This window comes from Myxococcus sp. AM011 (genome assembly GCF_013372595.1).
In the GTDB taxonomy this organism is placed as follows: domain Bacteria; phylum Myxococcota; class Myxococcia; order Myxococcales; family Myxococcaceae; genus Myxococcus; species Myxococcus eversor.
The window spans coordinates 16582-31735 of sequence record NZ_JABXEM010000017.1 but is presented as its reverse complement, the minus strand read 5'-3'; the positions used below and the strand labels follow the sequence as shown (position 1 = coordinate 31735).

Annotated in this window: 15 protein-coding genes; 8 read left to right on the top strand and 7 right to left on the bottom strand. The window is 67.4% G+C overall.

The window, feature by feature from the left end:
• Window positions 1-2 precede the first annotated feature (2 nt).
• The 5 genes from HUW62_RS49875 to HUW62_RS05735 all read right to left on the bottom strand — a co-directional run bounded on the left by HUW62_RS49875 (window position 3) and on the right by HUW62_RS05735 (window position 2909).
• Entirely contained in the window at window positions 3-410 is a 408-nt protein-coding gene (locus tag HUW62_RS49875) for a DUF2169 domain-containing protein (protein ID WP_368670350.1), read from the bottom strand.
• Window positions 314-778 carry a DUF2169 domain-containing protein gene (locus HUW62_RS05750; protein WP_163863463.1) on the bottom strand — a complete coding sequence of 155 codons (465 nt, stop codon included), beginning with the start codon at window positions 776-778 and terminating at the stop codon, window positions 314-316. Before HUW62_RS05750 ends, HUW62_RS49875 begins: the two co-directional genes overlap by 97 nt.
• A gap of 92 nt (window positions 779-870) precedes the next feature.
• Window positions 871-1368 carry a hypothetical protein gene (locus HUW62_RS05745; RefSeq protein WP_176433818.1) on the bottom strand — a complete coding sequence of 166 codons (498 nt, stop codon included), beginning with the start codon at window positions 1366-1368 and terminating at the stop codon, window positions 871-873.
• A gap of 7 nt (window positions 1369-1375) precedes the next feature.
• A complete protein-coding gene (locus tag HUW62_RS05740; protein ID WP_176433817.1) occupies window positions 1376-1801 on the bottom strand; it encodes a hypothetical protein in 426 nt (141 codons plus the stop codon).
• 10 nt (window positions 1802-1811) lie between these two features.
• Complete coding sequence (locus tag HUW62_RS05735; protein ID WP_368670348.1) at window positions 1812-2909, bottom strand: DUF4150 domain-containing protein; 1098 nt, start codon at window positions 2907-2909, stop codon at window positions 1812-1814.
• Here HUW62_RS05735 and HUW62_RS05730 point away from each other — a divergent pair.
• The gene (locus HUW62_RS05730; protein ID WP_368670347.1) at window positions 2790-4070 is read left to right on the top strand and encodes a TIGR02270 family protein; all 1281 of its coding nucleotides are present in this window, start codon (window positions 2790-2792) and stop codon (window positions 4068-4070) included. The two genes, HUW62_RS05735 and HUW62_RS05730, sit on opposite strands and share 120 nt — an antisense overlap.
• Window positions 4071-4103: 33 nt before the next feature.
• On the opposite strand, the gene HUW62_RS05725 is transcribed toward HUW62_RS05730, so the two are convergent.
• Window positions 4104-4427 carry a hypothetical protein gene (locus tag HUW62_RS05725; RefSeq protein ID WP_163863468.1) on the bottom strand — a complete coding sequence of 108 codons (324 nt, stop codon included), beginning with the start codon at window positions 4425-4427 and terminating at the stop codon, window positions 4104-4106.
• A 261-nt stretch (window positions 4428-4688) separates the two neighbouring features.
• On the opposite strand from HUW62_RS05725, the gene HUW62_RS05720 reads away from it, so the two are divergent.
• Both HUW62_RS05720 and HUW62_RS05715 read left to right on the top strand, forming a co-directional pair.
• Window positions 4689-5759, top strand: a complete 1071-nt coding sequence (locus HUW62_RS05720) for a DNA ligase (RefSeq protein ID WP_176433814.1) — start codon at window positions 4689-4691, stop codon at window positions 5757-5759.
• A 267-nt stretch (window positions 5760-6026) separates the two neighbouring features.
• A complete protein-coding gene (locus HUW62_RS05715) occupies window positions 6027-6494 on the top strand; it encodes a PilZ domain-containing protein (RefSeq protein WP_176433813.1) in 468 nt (155 codons plus the stop codon).
• On the opposite strand, the gene HUW62_RS05710 is transcribed toward HUW62_RS05715, so the two are convergent.
• Window positions 6481-8514 (bottom strand): neutral/alkaline ceramidase, encoded by a 2034-nt coding sequence (locus HUW62_RS05710; RefSeq protein WP_163863471.1) that lies wholly within the window; start codon window positions 8512-8514, stop codon window positions 6481-6483. The two genes, HUW62_RS05715 and HUW62_RS05710, sit on opposite strands and share 14 nt — an antisense overlap.
• A gap of 449 nt (window positions 8515-8963) precedes the next feature.
• Here HUW62_RS05710 and HUW62_RS05705 point away from each other — a divergent pair, with 449 nt between their 5' ends.
• The 5 genes from HUW62_RS05705 to HUW62_RS05685 all read left to right on the top strand — a co-directional run bounded on the left by HUW62_RS05705 (window position 8964) and on the right by HUW62_RS05685 (window position 15091).
• On the top strand, window positions 8964-9800 hold the full coding sequence (locus tag HUW62_RS05705) for a Hint domain-containing protein (protein ID WP_163863473.1): 837 nt from the start codon (window positions 8964-8966) through the stop codon (window positions 9798-9800).
• A 94-nt stretch (window positions 9801-9894) separates the two neighbouring features.
• On the top strand, window positions 9895-11643 hold the full coding sequence (locus HUW62_RS05700; RefSeq protein WP_176433812.1) for a M1 family aminopeptidase: 1749 nt from the start codon (window positions 9895-9897) through the stop codon (window positions 11641-11643).
• Window positions 11644-11688: 45 nt separating this feature from the next.
• A complete protein-coding gene (locus HUW62_RS05695) occupies window positions 11689-12492 on the top strand; it encodes a hypothetical protein (protein WP_163863477.1) in 804 nt (267 codons plus the stop codon).
• A 202-nt stretch (window positions 12493-12694) separates the two neighbouring features.
• Entirely contained in the window at window positions 12695-14209 is a 1515-nt protein-coding gene (locus HUW62_RS05690; RefSeq protein ID WP_255203258.1) for a M4 family metallopeptidase, read from the top strand.
• A 45-nt stretch (window positions 14210-14254) separates the two neighbouring features.
• Window positions 14255-15091 carry a hypothetical protein gene (locus HUW62_RS05685; RefSeq protein WP_163863479.1) on the top strand — a complete coding sequence of 279 codons (837 nt, stop codon included), beginning with the start codon at window positions 14255-14257 and terminating at the stop codon, window positions 15089-15091.
• Window positions 15092-15154 lie beyond the last annotated feature (63 nt).

The following is a 15154-nucleotide window of genomic DNA, read 5'->3' as shown; positions in this document are numbered from 1 at the left end:
GGTCATACCCGGTACGTCGGTCTGGACAGGTCGATACCTCGGGTATTTCGACGATCGATGTACATCTTCCCGCCGTGTCGTGCACGGGTCCAGGCCTCGCGCATGTGGCCGAGCACAATCTCTCGCAAGCGCGCACTCCCGCGAACGGTTTCATGGCTGACGCGAGCCGTAAGGCGGACGCGACGGGAATCGGGTTCGAGTTGGACCGTGTCCAGCTTCAGCGCGGCACGCTTCACGCCACGGTCATAGAGGAGGTGAACGGGGACATCGAGGACAGGCAGGCGGAACGTCCAGAGCCCATCTGGAGTCAGGTTCAGGAGCCGAACAGGCTCGCCACCGACGAGGGTTCGGCTCTGTTGGTCGGCAGGCGCCACCTGGTTGTGCTTCGAATCAAAGTCCGTTGGAAGCAGTGGCCACCTCGTTTCGAGCCAGCGCTGGTCATCGCGCGCTCCCAGAGCAGCGGCATCTTCGTGAACGGGAGCGGGCGCGTCAGCGAGCCGGCCGCCCAGACACGGTGACCGAGGGCCCAGAGCGACTTCTGGACGTCGCCCACACGGACCTCGACGGAAACACGCTCCGCGGGCCTGCCACCGGGTGCGTACGCGGACCCGTTGATGATGACATCGACAAGTGGCTTGAACAGCGCCAGTTCATGCGTGAATCGAACGCTCGATTGGCCCGGGACGCCGACATGGGAATCCGTGAGGCGGATGCCGGCCTGTTCGTCCGCCAGATGGAGCGGCGCGCGGGAGGCTTCGAACGTCGCGGCGAGCACCACGAGAACCGACTCCTGTCCCTGGGGACCGACGAGGACGAACTTCTCCGCGGCGAAAGGAGTGTGGTTGCTCAACAGCGTCTGGAAGGACATGGCTACACCCAGTGGCCATCCGCGTCGATTCCCATGGGCCAGTAGGTCATCGCGGTGAGGACCTGCACCCAATCGTCTCGGCCCGCCTGCAGGACCCAACCGAACAGGAGGACCTGTGGAGGGACACGCTCGTCAGGCGGGACGGTCCGGTTGAGCGCATCGCACTTGAGCCAGTATGTCCGCACCACCCAGACGAGCTGCGGGCACGATGCTGGACCCGCGAAGAAGGTATTGTAAGCCGCCTTCAGCGCGGAATCAGGGTCAAGTCCCCGTTCCTCGTGGGCATGAATTCTGTCCTCCCACAGGTCGAAGGCAATCAACATTGAATCCGCGAGAAACTCCTCATATTCCGTGAACAGCGCGCGATGACCGGCTGAAGCAGCCGCCAGCGTCAACATCGGCTCGCGCCAGGGCACAGGGTCCTTGACGGGAACGTCCTGCGGCGCCATGAGGAGCCGATGGATGCCACGCTGCAGATTGTGAGTCGTCCGCAATGCCATATCGTTCCTACGTGATCCTTCCATTGACGTCCAAACCCATGGGCGAAAACACAAAGGCCTCCATGAACCTGCTCAGCTCGGGGTCGGCGGGCTCAATCCCATCGAGCAGGAGACGGACGGGGGGGACGAATGCGGGGACATCATCATCCTCATCGTCCTCTCCCCACCCCGCCGACGGGCGGCTGGGCGACGCGCGCGCGGCTTCGCGTTCCTCATTCAGTACGACACAAGCCAAGTAATATTTCCGATAGATGGTGATGATGCGTGGGTATGACGCAGGACCTGCGGGCCAGCGGAGCCGCACCTGGGTGTACGCACTCTCAGGGTCCTTTCCTTCGGATTGAATGAGCGAGTCCCACCACCGAACCGCCTCGTCGCGTGCCGGACGGAGTTCTTCGAGGTAATCGCGGAACAGGGAATCGTACGGACTCATCTATGCGCCTCTAAGTCCAACCGCGAATGTCGGGCACCGTGACATGGCTGATGATGCCCCCTTGGTAGGGTGAACAGGAGCTGCAATGGGGCTTCACCGATGCCGTGCTTTCCGCCCACTGCTTGAAATGGGCGGGATCGTGGCAGCCCCCCATATACCATGCCGTCTTCTGGGGAGGCTGGTGATCGGGAGTGAACCGCTCGTTGGCCTTGAAGTCCCGGAAGAGCTTCACCTTGGATTTCCGAGCGCCATAACCCGACTCGGGCTTTTTGCACTCCCAGCATGGACCGCCACGACAGGCATCCTGCTGTGCTTCGTTGGTGCCGGCGTTTCCCGGATAGGAGTCAGGGGGACAGGGCGTCACCTCATCGACCCAGGACAGCGCCTTGAACGCGGTCACGGCGGAAGCATCGACACACCCCGGAGGAGTCGATGCACTGTTCTGCCCCATCATGTCGCCATGACGGCAGACACCCTTGCCCTCTATCTTGACTGTGAAGGACCAGAGCGTGAAATACCCCTTGCCCTTCGTCTTATGCGTCACGACGTTGCCGCCCTGGGTTCCTGCCTCGTCGCCCGTGCTCGTGGACACATAGGACGAATCCTCGAGGGCGGTCGGCTGTCCTTCGACTTTTACCGTCTTGCTGCCATTCGCGAGATCAGCGGCGGAGAGGACATTGACATACGGGACCGGAACAGGCCCCGCCGGAGGAGGCGGCGGCGTGAGGCACACATCCGCTGGGGCAATGCCCTTACCACCGCTCCCCTTGTGGAAGAGGCCCATGTTCTCCGCGAAGACGAGCACCCCCATCTTGCCCTCCCGACTCACCGCGGTTCGATTCCGCGTCAGTCCTTCATGCCAATCAAAGGATGGCAGACCTCCTGGCCATTGACCACTCAAGCGTGGCGAAAGGCACTGGGATGCCCCGGCATCGTCATGCGTTCTGATTAGACTACGCTCCGACGAATGCGCGACGTACTGACGGACGTGCTTGAGCAGCATCTGAGCGAAGCCGCCTTCCTTTGGGGTCAGCGGGAGCGCGGCCTTTGCGCCCCCAACCTCGTGCTGGCCGACGTTGCCGAGACCGAAGAGCGATTGCTGGCCCACGTGGATGGGCTCGCGGTCGCTGGACCCCCCGCGGTCGAAAAGCTGCTCATTCCAGCCTTGGAGGAGATGGAGGAGGAACAGGTCGCAGCCGCCGCCTACACCCTGCTCAATATCCAGGAGCCCCCGGGAACCGACCTCGTGCGCACAGCCCTTGAAGTGGCAAGTCCGGAGGTTCTCCCCGCCTTCTACAGAGCACTCGAGCTGTGGGACTCCGCCGCACTGCGCACATGGGTTCCCGCCCTGCTGAAGCAGGAAGAGCCCACACGGCTCACCCTGTCACTGGAGTTGCTCGCCTCGCACGGCGTCGATCCGGGCCCGCCACTTCCCGAACTGCTCCGACACGAGGAACCCAAGGTCGTCGCGGCGGCTCTCCGAGTCGCGGCTCGCATTCACCACCCATTCGACCGACACCTCTATCAATCCTGTCTGGGTTCAACCGCCCCCGCGCTCCGGGATGCCGCCATCCAGACGGGGTTGCTGGAAGGACGTCGCTCCGCGTGGGCCGCTTGCCAGTCCGCGGTCGAAAGCACGGCTCCCGACTTGGCCTTCCCAGCGCTGCTGTTGGCTCTGGGTGGGGAGGCAAGAGATGTGGAACGACTGAGGAAGCTCCTTCATGAGCCGCGACACCGTCCGGCGACATTCTGGGCGCTGGGCTTCAGCGGCCGACGGTCCGCCGCCGAGATCTGCCTTGAATGGATGGAGGACCCGGCCGTGTCTCACCTCGCACTCGAGGCCTTCCGCTCCATCACGGGCCTTCCCCAGGAAGAGCGCTTCGCCATGCCTCCAGTCGAGGAGGATCCGCTGCCTCCGCTGGAGGAGGACCTCGCGGCCGACCTCACGCATGGACCCGAAGACGACCTGCCCCGACCAGCCACAACGGAGGTTCTCGCATGGTGGAAGCTGGAACGGCGACGCTTCGACCTGGAGCGGCGATACCTGCACGGAGAGCCCTTCGGCATGGAGGCACTGAGCGCGGCCTTGCTGACCGCGCCGATGCGTCGGCGCCATGTGCTGGCGCTGGAGGTGACGTTGCGCAGCCGGGGGCGTCTGAACGTGCCGACGCGCGCATGGACATCCCTTCAGCGAAAGGCCCTGGCGAACCTCGGCACTGCCGCGCCATCCCTCTTCAGGAGTTGGACGTCAGGGCTCCATGAGCCGTGACGCGGACGTCTGGCAAACCGTTGGTGGAGCGCGTCAGCGCGTCATCACGTCAAGCACCAGGGACCAGGCCTCTTGCTCCCATACCGCCAACGGCAGCGAGGAGCAGAGGTAGAGGGCGGCGAGGTCGCTCATCCTCGCGGCGGACGTGAGCGTCCGGACCAGGTCGGCGGTCACACTGTTCGTGAGGCGGAACTCCGTCATCAGCGCTCCCGCATAGTGATTGGCGAGCATCTTCCGGGCCCGCGCGATCAGATTCCCCCACAGATAGCGGTGTGAGCCGCTCGTGACGTTGGCGAGCGAATCCCGGCACATGTCCGACTTCGAGCCCCGGACCGCCACCTTCAAGCTATAGTACATGCGGGCAATCCTCCATGACGCGCGATGGGAGGAACCACAGGCAAATCACATACCAACGACTGGAGTTGCCTAGCGCGAAGTGGCCACTGTCTGGGAATGCCCCTGCTCGCGCCGCTCCGCGTCCCATGAGGACGCGGGTGCGTCTGGGAGGAACACAATCCGCGTGTGCACCCCCAGGCTCCGCGCGCCTTGGGGATGTCGGACCTCGGGGGTACTCTTCCCTTCATCGCCGCGAAGGACGCGGCACGGAGGGGTTGGCACTTGGCGGAAATCGCGGACGGCGAGCAGGTGGAAGTCCAGGGCTCGGGTTCCAAGCCCTACATCCTCAAGAACACGGGAGGCGTCTACTCGTGCTCCTGCCCCGCGTGGCGCAACCAGTCCATCGCCATTGAACGGCGCACCTGCAAGCACCTGCGCCGCGTGCGCGGTGACGCCGCCGAGGATGCCCGCGTCGGCGGCACCTCCACGCCTCCCGCCAAGGCCACGCGCGTGAAGGCCACCTCGGAAGGCGCGGAGGGCGAGGCGGGCGATGAGAAGGCCCCGCCGCTGCTCCTGGCCCACCCGTGGGAGAACGACGTCGACCTCACGGACTGGTGGATGAGCGAGAAGCTCGACGGCGTGCGCGCGTACTGGGACGGCAAGCGCTTCTGGTCGCGCCTGGGCAACGAGTTCTTCGCGCCGGACTGGTTCACCGCGGGGCTGCCGGACTTCCCGCTCGACGGAGAGCTGTTCGGTGGGCGCAAGCGCTTCCAGCGCACGGTGAGCGTGGTACGCCGACAGGACAAGAGCAAGGACTGGAAGGAGCTGCTCTTCGTCGTGTTCGACGCGCCGGGCTTCGACGCCGCGTTCGAGCAGCGGCTGGAGCACTGTCGCAAGTGGCTGGACGACGCGAAGCCCCCGTATGCGCAGTGGCATCCGCACGAGCGCTGTCAGGGGACGCCGCACCTGCGCTCGGAGCTGGAGCGCGTGGAGGGACTGGGCGGCGAGGGGCTGATGCTGCGCAAGCCGGGCTCGCGCTATGAGGTCGGCCGCTCGCACACGCTGCTGAAGGTGAAGAGCTTCAAGGACGACGAGGCGGTCGTCATCGGCCATGTCCCGGGCGCGGGCCGGCACAAGGGACGGCTGGGCGCGCTGGAAGTCGAGCTGCGCAACGGCAAGCGCTTCAGCGTGGGCACCGGCCTGTCGGACGCCGAGCGCTCGGCGCCTCCCGCCATCGGCACCCTCATCACCTTCCGCTACCAGGAGCTGTCCAACGACGGCGTGCCGCGCTTCCCCTCGTACATCGGCGTGCGCATCGACGCGGCCCCATTCAAGGCCAAGGCCAAGGGCTGAGTCCTCCCGCGCCTGGCCCCGTCAGGCGTGAAGCTGGAGCGCGGCGACCCGCGTGGCCCCGCCAGCGCCAATCGCTCACCGTGTCCCCGCGCCCATGCGGGCCAGCCGCCCCGCCGGCTCTGTGCGCCAGCCATCATCGCAAGCGCCTGGACCCACGTGGCGCGCCTGGGCCCGTCGGCACGTGGACTCCCGCACGCGCTATAGAGCAACGGGTGAGCCCTCCGCCCCCGCGGAGTCAGCACCTCCCGGTGTCTGCTCGAGGCGACCATGCACTGCTCGCGCTGCCTGTCGGACCACTCCGTGGATTCGCCGTGCACGCCCGTCCCCCGGGCACGCCACGGCACCTCACTGCTCGGCGAATCCCATCCGCACGGTGGCGAATCCTCCGAACAGGCACCTCCCGGGTCCTGGGACGTGTGGATTCGCCATCCCGAGGGCGTGAGCGTCCACGGCATGGAGCTGGGCAAGGGCGGCCTCTTCCTGAGTTGCGCGGAGCCCTTCCCTGCCCTCTTCACCCGGTTGGAGCTGACGCTGCGGCTGGCCGGCGAGGAGTTCGCCTGCGAGGGCGAGGTGGTGCGGCACGTCGACTCCGCGCACGCCCGCACGTGGGGCGTCTCAGCGGGCATCGGCGTGCAACTCCTGCCTCCCTCGCCCCAACTGCGCGACTTCCTCTCCCGTGCACGCCACTCGCGTCACGAGGACGGCCTCGTCCCCGAGCTGCTCACTTCACGGTGAAGGCCCGCGACGCGCCGTAGTACGGCCGCACGCGGCCATCCCAGCCGGACTTCCACTCGCCCTCATGAAGGATGCGATAGGTGCCCGGTGATGCATCCCGAGGGATGTGCCACTCCACGATGACGTGCGAGCACCCCAGCGTGGGCAGGCAGTTCTCCCGCTCCCACCGGTAGCGCGTCTCCCAATCGCTGTCATCCGCCACGTCCACCCACGCGCCGATGGAGCCCTTGCGCTGCACTCGCAGGTACGTGTCCTCCAGGCGCAGGTCATTCTTCGGATGCGCGCCCCAGAACGTGACGCGCACCGTGTCGCCACGTGAGTAGGCCGCGCGCGCGTCCTTGAGCACCTCGCCGAACTCCACCCAGAGCAGCTTGTCATCGAACACCACGCCGGGCTGGAGGCTCGTCTGCGCGTGGCGCAGGTCCGGAGGCGTCGGGCCGGGCGGCACCGGCTGGCCATCCCTCAACGCGACGGCGAGCGCATCAAAGCCCTGCTGGAGCGCGGCGAGCGTCCAGGGCCCGAAGTGCGTGGACGCGCCTTCATAGGCCTGGCGGGCGTACTCCTCGCGCGTGGCGACATAGCCCGCGTAGTCGTTGGCGAGCCCCGCGATGACGACCTCCGTGACACCCATGGGCGCCAGCCGCTCCAGCACCGTCTGGCGAAGGCGACGCCCGGCCATCGTCGTCACCTCGAACGGCACGGCCACCAGCGCGAGCGAGCCCACGGTGACGAGCTGGAGGGGCAGCACGTTGGGCGTCCACGGATACGGCAGCATGCTGCCCATCTCCAGGACGATGGGCTTCTCTCCCTGACACGGCGTGGTGGTGAGCGCGCAGGTGAACTGGCTCCAGAGGTCATGGATGACGGAGCACGTCGCTCCCTCCACGCCAAAGCCGGGCCCGTCCTCCGCGCCCGCGAGCATCGACACGCCAATGGCGGCGGGACACGTGCGGCGCGGCCGGCCATCCGTGTACGCGGGCGCCACATCCACCGCGTCCAGCTTCACGAAGGTGTGTCGGAAGTCCACGCCTCCGGTGAGCGGCGTGGTGGCCTGCCCCCACAGGCGCGCGGCGGCGGCGTACTGGCGACGGGCGGACAGCTCGGTGGACTCGAAGTCGTCGGCGCCGCCGCCATTCGTCCCGCCGAGGATGTTGGGCGTGACGTCCCCCTCGTTGGACTGGGCGAACGCGGCGACGAACGTGTCCCCCGCGTCATGCGCCCGCTCGAAGAGGTACGAAGCGAGGCCCTTGTTGTCGCCGCTGATGAGGTGGTTGTCATTGCCCATGGACGTGGCATGGACGGCGAACCAGTTGATGAGCCCCACGTCGCGCCCATCCTTCCGCGTCAGCCGCAACAGCGTCATCCGCGTGTCCACGTCGTGGGTGTAGCGGGCGCGCTCGGCGGCGGGGTTGAGGCGGTAGGCCTCTGGCGAGCGATTGCGGCTGGCTCCGAGCAGCTCTCCGGCGGACAGGCGCAGCGAGCCTTCCCCCAGTCGCGCGTGCGCGCGGGCGATGGAGGTGACGATGCCGGAGACGATGGCGTCGAAGCTCTGCGGCACGAAGCCGAAGGTGCTCAGGTTGTAGAGGGTGTGGTGCGAGAAGCCGCCCGGCCCCGAGTGCGTGTGCGTGGCGCTGATGAGGACGTTCTCCTCGGAGTACACGGCGCCGAAGCGGGCGCGCAGCTTCTCCACCACCTGCGTCTTCACCGCCTGGAACACCATGCCCAGGTCCGCGCTGACGAAGGCGACGCGCCGCCCGTTGCACGGCGAGACGATGACGAAGGCGCGCGAGCGCAGGCGCTGGTGGATGCCCGCCGTCTGCTGCGAGAGCTGGCCGTAGCCCATCATCCCCACCTCGGCGGCGGGGCCGGTGATGTCCCCCATGCCCGCGCCGATGAGGAAGCGCGCGTTGCCCGCACAGGCCTCTCCGGCCGTACCCCGCACCGGCGTCGAGGCCCCCCGCGCCCCCGTCCCCAGGACGAAGCACAGCGCCACGATGAACCGGAACCAATGTGCGCGCATGCCTTCCTCCAAGGCGCGGGGGGAGCGCCGCTTCAGGGTGAGCCCCTCATAAAGACGCGCCCCTCCCCTCGCACCTACATGTTCACAATCAGCACCCTGAGTGCGCCCTCCCTGGGACATCACGAACCCCCATCCGGAGCCCGGTGTACGCGGCCGCCGCCCGCTCGGGACCCCCAACTCCTGACGCGATGGGCTGTCTCCCTGCAGCGCGAACCCGGACAGGGCCCGCATCCAACCCACTGAGTTCGCAGTGGTTTTCGAGCCAACGCCCACGCCAGACCCCAGGACTCACGCCTGGAATCATCCGTGTTCACAGCAAATCAATTACACCCAACATTCCAGTCAGGGATTCCCACGATATGTCGATTTACACTTTACTGTCAGTGAACCCGGGTATATCCCCTGACTCCGCAAACAGAGCCCCTCCATCAGCCTTCAGGAGCAAGCCCATGAAGCGACTGTCGTATCTGGTTGTCCTTGCGTGCGCGGTGCTTTCCACGACGGCGTCGGCGCAACTGTCCACGCGCTGCTTCACGGATGATCAACTCACCACCTACGCGCTGTCGCAGGGTCGCAACAACTGGGCTCACAACTGCGGCTACATCACCGCGGCGAAGCGCGACTTCCTGAACTCCGAAGGCGAGTACCAGGTGTTCTCCGGCGGCTGTTACTCCTTCGCCACCACGGGGCCCTCCGCGAGCTGCACCTTCTTCATCCCCGCGGACGTCAACGCGGCCTGCATCCCCGGCCTCGTGAAGCTCGGCACCTGCGTGACGGGCTGCTACACGGCGAAGGAGAAGGTGTCCTTCGGGGGTGAGTACTGGCCCATCTCGGACGCCTATGCCGCGGGCGTGCGCACGGTGACGGCGCTCACCAAGGACGCGTCGCTCGTCGCGCCGACGACGGGAGAGCAGACCATCCGCGCCTTCGTGGCGGGAGACACCGTGGAGGACGTGTTCGCGATTGAGACGGTGGACGGCCGCCGCGTCGAGGTGACGTCCGAGCACCCCATGGTCACCGCCACTGGTGAGATGGTGAAGGCCAAGACGCTCCAGAAGGGCGACCTGCTGCTCGGCACCACGGGCGAGAAGGTGGAGATTCGCGACGTCACCGTGTTCCGGTACGAGGGGAAGACCTGGAACGTGCAGCCCGTCAGCCACGAGAAGATTGAGAACGTGCTCGACGTGGAGGGCCTGTTGACGGGCTCGGTGCGCTTCCAGAACGAGTGGGCGGACGACCACTACCGCCTGTCGCTGCGCGACGAAGCCAGCGTCGACGGCCTCTGACGCGGTCCCCGTTCGAAGCCGACGCGAGAGCCCCACGGGGGACATGGGCTCTCGCGTCGTCCCATCGCGCTCGTCACTTCACGACAAGGACGCCATGCGAAGCATCCCAGGATGGCTTGCGGACAAGGTGGCACGCGGTCTTTCGGTGGTGACACTCGCATGGGGAGCCCTCGCGCTCACGGGGTGTGGCCCGACGGAGGACCCCTCTCTTGAAACGGAGGCCCTCGTCGGCACCCAGGCGAGCTCCTTCGACTTCGAGCCGCTGATGCCCGAGGGCGACCTCGCGCTCAACGTGACGCGCTACGAATACGATTTCGCGACGCAGACAGGCGCGGCGAAGTCCACGCTGCTCTTGAACGTCTATCCCCCCGGCGGCGACTGCGTCGTGGTGAAGGCGCCCGAGGGCCTCACCGACGTCCGCTGGAATGGGAACACCCCGCAGCGGACCGAGTCCGTCGAGGATGGCATCCGCGTCTGCGGGACTGGAATCTTCGCGGGCCAGGTGAAGCTGGAGGCGCGCTTCACCGTGCCCCTCCAGACGTACGACTTCACGCAGGTCGGCTTCTCCCGTCGCCAGGACAAGGCGGGCAACACGTTCTCCTACCTGCTCAACTGGGTGGAGGCCTGTGACAGGTTCGGCCCCTGCGACGACCGCACGGACCTGCTCGCGCAATACGTCTTCACCGTGAAGCATGCGCTGGGTGAGCGCGTGTTGTGCCCGGGCCAGCGCACGCGGCCGGACGACACCACGACGAAGTGCACGCTGACGGGGCTCACCAAGGCGCCCACGTACTCGTCCTTCGCCGTGGCCTCCAACCCCGCCTGGGTCTCCAAGACGCTCACGGAGGTGTCGAACAAGTTCAAGCTGGTGTTCTACGAGGTGCCCGGCGGCAAGCTGGCGTCCTCGCTCAACGGCGGGGACGTGACGGCGTACCTGCACTGGATTATCGGCGAGCTGGGGCCGCTGCCCTATGGCACGGAGCTGCGCGTGGCGGGCGCGCCCACGGATTGGCTCGGCGTGGAGCACCCCGCCAACCTCATCCTCCGCGAGGATCTGCCGGACCTGCGGCGCGACTACGCGAACATGACGATGCACACGCTGATGCACGAGGTCGTGCACCAGTGGGCGGGCAATCGCACCACGCTGTCGCGGCCGTTCGACTTCGTGTGGAAGGAAGCCATCGCCGAATACCTCACGTACCTGTACGAGCTGAGCGCGCGCCCCTCGGGCGAGGCGGAGCAGACGCGCGCGTACTGGGACAGGCTGGCGCGCACCGCCGCGTACTACCCGCAGCCCCAGGACGACCCGCCGCCCGTCTTCCTCTCGCTCGCGTCGGACGTCTACGGCACCGGGCCCATGATTCTGTTCCTCCAGTTGGAGCCGCTGCTCGGCGAGGACGTCGTGCTCCGAGGCATCAAGAGCTTCCTGTCGCAGCCTGGAGACAGGAGCGTGGAGGACCTGCGCGTCGCGCTGGAGCAGGCGTCTGGAAAGAACCTGCGCCCGTACTTCGACGCCTGGGTCCACGGCGAGGGGGACCCGGACTGGCCCTACTTCGAGGTGAGCACCGAGGAGGACGACGGCGAGGTCACCGTCACCGCCCTCCAGCGCTCCGTCTCTGGAACGCACTACCCCGTCTCCGTGGACGTGCTGCTCGAGGGCGCCACGCAGCGCAGGCTCGTCACGCTCGACTACGGCCTGGAGCCCGAGTCCGACACGTCGCAGGTGACGGTGCCCTTCCCCGAGCCCGTGCTCCAGGTGACGGTGGACCCGGAGAACCGCGTCGTCAACCGCAGGTTCCTCGGCCTCTCCGATGAGCCGCCTCCGCCGCGCTGGCTGTTCTGAACCTCTCATCGAATCGCGTCGTCATCGACAAGGAGCGCAAGCCCCATGAACGGACATCCTCCCGAGAGCGCCAAGCCAAAGCCTCCCAGACGCTGGCGGATGATGGGACCCGGGCTGGCGCTGCTCGTCCTCGGAGGCACCGGCCTCTACGGACTCCTCTCCAGGACCACCGCCGCGCCCTCCGCCACCACACCCTCAGGCACCCCGACGCCCCAGGCGCACGCACCCGCGCCGCGGCCCGCCGCATTGGCGACGAAGCGAGTCGAGGCTCCCGTCGCCGCGCCAGCAGGCACCGCGCCCACCAAGGACGAGGCGCGCGTCGCGAAGGAGCAACGCGAGGCCGCGCGTCAGTCCGCTCGCGAGTACCGGGCCGGGCGCTTCAACGCATTCTTCCGCAAGGAGGTCTTCGTGGAGGAGCTGACGCGCGAAGGTGGCGCGCGCATCGTCGCACTGAGGAACGAGCTGGCGGACCCCACCGCGCTCCAGCAGCTTCCACCCGGCGCCCAGTTCCTGGAGACCAAGCCCGAGCCGGTGCTGGAGCGCATGGCGATGATTGACCTGCTCTTCGAGCTGGCACCCCAGGAGCCCACCGCTCGCGAGGCGATGACGTCGCTGGCGCTGACGCCCATCGACAGCACGTTGCCGGACTCGGTGAAGAAGGGGCTCGTCGGAGAGAAGTACGACCTGCTGTTCCGGCTCGCACAGGTGGACCGGCAGCTCGCCGTCGACACGTATTCGAAGCTGGAGAACCCCCGGCTCAAGGACCTGCTGCGAGAGGCGCTGTTCGCCGGCCTGGCGGAGTCGGGGGCCAATCCCGACGAAGTCCGGCGGATGACAGCTCACCTCTAGTGCGCAGCCGTGATGGGCCCAGGAGCACCCTGTCTGCCGTGGGCGGACGGGGCCTCGTGCGCCCCGCAGTGCCAGCGAGGAGGGTTCGCCCGTCCATCGGACGCACCCGCGCTGGAGCCGTGAAGCAACACCCACCAGAAGACAGGAGCGCGTCGTGACTCGGACTTGGAAACAGGGATTGATTGGAGCGTGCTGTGCCGTATTGAGCGTCGCGTGCGGCGACGTCCCGGCGGACCCGGCCGAGGCTCGGGACAGCACCCGGCAGGCGCGACAGGACGCCCTCGCCGCGCTGGGCCGCGTGGAAGTGGTCGACGTGGGGAAGGACGGCACCCCCCGCTTCATCCGGGGGCGGCTGGGCACGGCGGATACCGCGCTCGTCTCGCTCAGGGCCGGTGACGCGCTCGCTCCCGCGCTGCGCGCCATCGCCCCGGTGTTCGGGCTGCGCGCGGAGGAGCTGACGGTGCGCTCCAGCCGCGTGGATGACCTGGGCTTCACGCACATCCGCTACGACCAGACGCGCCAGGGCACCCGCGTCATCGGTGGTGAGCTGGTGCTGCACGTCAACACTGCGGGCCTGGTGTACGCGGCCAATGGCTCGGCCCGAGGCGCTGGCGAGCCCGCGATGCTCGCGCGGCTTCCCATCGACGACGTGAAGCGCGCGGCGCTGGAGGGACTCGACACGCTCGTCGTCGAGGGCGAGCCCCGCTTCGTCTACTTCCTGGGCGCCGAGGGCACGCTGGCCTCCGCCTGGGAGGTGACGCGCGCGGGCACTCGCGAGGACGCGCCCGCCAGGGACCGCGTCTACGTGGACGCGGCGTCGGGCCGGGTGCTCGACGTGCAGCCGCTCATCCACTCCGCCATGAATCGTCGCATCCACTCGGCCAACAACCAGTGGACCACGCCCGGCACCCTGCGCCGCATCGAGCTCGGCGGGGCCACGGGCGACAACCACGTCGACGTGAACTACGACCACGTCGGCACCACGTACGCCTGCTACGAGACGATTTTCGGTCGCGACTCGTTCGATGACCGGGGCGCCACCATCACCAGCACCGTGCACTACGGCTCCGCGTACGTGAATGCGTACTGGGACGGCATCCAAATCGTGTTCGGTGACGGCGACGGGGTGAACTCGGGCCAGCTCGGCCTGGATTTGGACGTGGTGTCGCACGAAATCACCCACGCCGTGACGCAGTACGAGTCGGGGCTCGTGTACCGCAACGAGTCCGGCGCGCTCAACGAGAGCCTGTCGGACATCGCCGCCGCCATCTGCGAGAGCTGGACTCGCGGCGGCGCCATCGACGCGGACGTCTGGAAGATTGGCGAGGACATCTGGACGCCGAACATCGGCGGGGATGCGCTGCGCTACATGGACAGCCCCACGCGAGACGGCTCGTCCAGGGACTACTACCCCGAGCGCTACACGGGCACCGCGGACAACGGCGGCGTGCACTGGAACTCGGGCATCCAGAACCTGGTCTTCAAGCTGCTCGTGACGGGCGGCACGCACCCGCGCGGCAAGTCACCCGTCAACGTGACGGGCGTCGGCATGAACCGCGCGGCGCAGACCTTCTACTTCGCCGCGACGAACTACTACACGTCGACCACGACGATGTCCCAGGCCAAGGCCTACACCATCCAGGCCGCGGCGGACCGCTACGACGCCTCCGTCGTCAACGCGGTGCGAGACGCCTGGAGCGCCGCGGGCGTGCCGTAGGCCACGCCAGCGCAATCCACACCCCAAACACCTCAAGGAGAACCCATGAAGAATGTCTTCATCGCTGTCGCTGTCTTGTCTGTCTGTCTCTCGAGCACCGCCCTGGCGCAGTTGTCCACGCGCTGCTTCCAGGATGACCAGCTCACCACGATTGAGCTCGCCCGGGGCCGCAACGCCTGGGCCCGCAAGTGCGGCCTCATCACCGCCACGCGCGAGGCGTACCTCAACACGGAGAACGAGTACCAGGTCTTCACCAACGGCTGCTTCGCGTACCCGGCCGTGCCCGCGGGTTCGACCTGCTCGTTCTTCGTCCCGGCCGAGGAGTCGGCCACGTGCATCTCCGGCCTGAACAAGCTGGGCACCTGCGTCGCCGGCTGCACCACGCCCAGCCAGAAGGTCGCCTTCGGTGGGCGGATGCTGCCCGTGCCGGAGGCGTATGCGTCCGGCCTCACCACCGTGACGTCCCTGAGCCCTGACTCGGAGCCGGGCTTCCTGCGCTACGGCGAGCAGACCATCCGCAGCTACGTCGCGGGTGACACGCAGGAGGACATCTTCACCCTGGAGACCCAGGAGGGTCGCCGCCTGGAAGTGACGGCGGAGCACCCGATGGTCCTCGAGGACGGCACCATGGTGAAGGCCCGCACACTGAAGGCCGGTGACACGCTGCTGGGCGCCGACGGCGTGAAGCTGCACCTCAACCGCGTCACCGTCTTCAACTTCAAGGGCCAGGTCTGGAACGTCCGGCCGGAGAGCAAGGTGAAGCTGGAGAACGTGATGAACGCGGAGGGCTTCCTCACCGGCTCCGTGCGCTTCCAGAACGAGTGGGCCCAGGACGACTACCGCCTGTCCCTGCGTGACGACGTGGACGTCGGCGGCCTGTAGTCCCGCGCGCTGAAACCTCCAGGTCGGGACTCCGGCGACGTACGAGCCGGAGTCCCGACCGCT

What these genes read in the sequence shown, in the direction of transcription:
- HUW62_RS05715 (WP_176433813.1), top strand. Translation starts at nt 6,027, where the DNA reads ATGCACTGCTCGCGCTGCCTGTCGGACCACTCCGTGGATTCGCCGTGC.
- HUW62_RS05710 (WP_163863471.1), bottom strand. Translation starts at nt 8,514, where the DNA reads ATGCGCGCACATTGGTTCCGGTTCATCGTGGCGCTGTGCTTCGTCCTG.
- HUW62_RS05700 (WP_176433812.1), top strand. Translation starts at nt 9,895, where the DNA reads ATGCGAAGCATCCCAGGATGGCTTGCGGACAAGGTGGCACGCGGTCTT.
- HUW62_RS05745 (WP_176433818.1), bottom strand. Translation starts at nt 1,368, where the DNA reads ATGGCATTGCGGACGACTCACAATCTGCAGCGTGGCATCCATCGGCTC.
- HUW62_RS05725 (WP_163863468.1), bottom strand. Translation starts at nt 4,427, where the DNA reads ATGTACTATAGCTTGAAGGTGGCGGTCCGGGGCTCGAAGTCGGACATG.
- HUW62_RS05740 (WP_176433817.1), bottom strand. Translation starts at nt 1,801, where the DNA reads ATGAGTCCGTACGATTCCCTGTTCCGCGATTACCTCGAAGAACTCCGT.
- HUW62_RS05705 (WP_163863473.1), top strand. Translation starts at nt 8,964, where the DNA reads ATGAAGCGACTGTCGTATCTGGTTGTCCTTGCGTGCGCGGTGCTTTCC.
- HUW62_RS05695 (WP_163863477.1), top strand. Translation starts at nt 11,689, where the DNA reads ATGAACGGACATCCTCCCGAGAGCGCCAAGCCAAAGCCTCCCAGACGC.
- HUW62_RS05685 (WP_163863479.1), top strand. Translation starts at nt 14,255, where the DNA reads ATGAAGAATGTCTTCATCGCTGTCGCTGTCTTGTCTGTCTGTCTCTCG.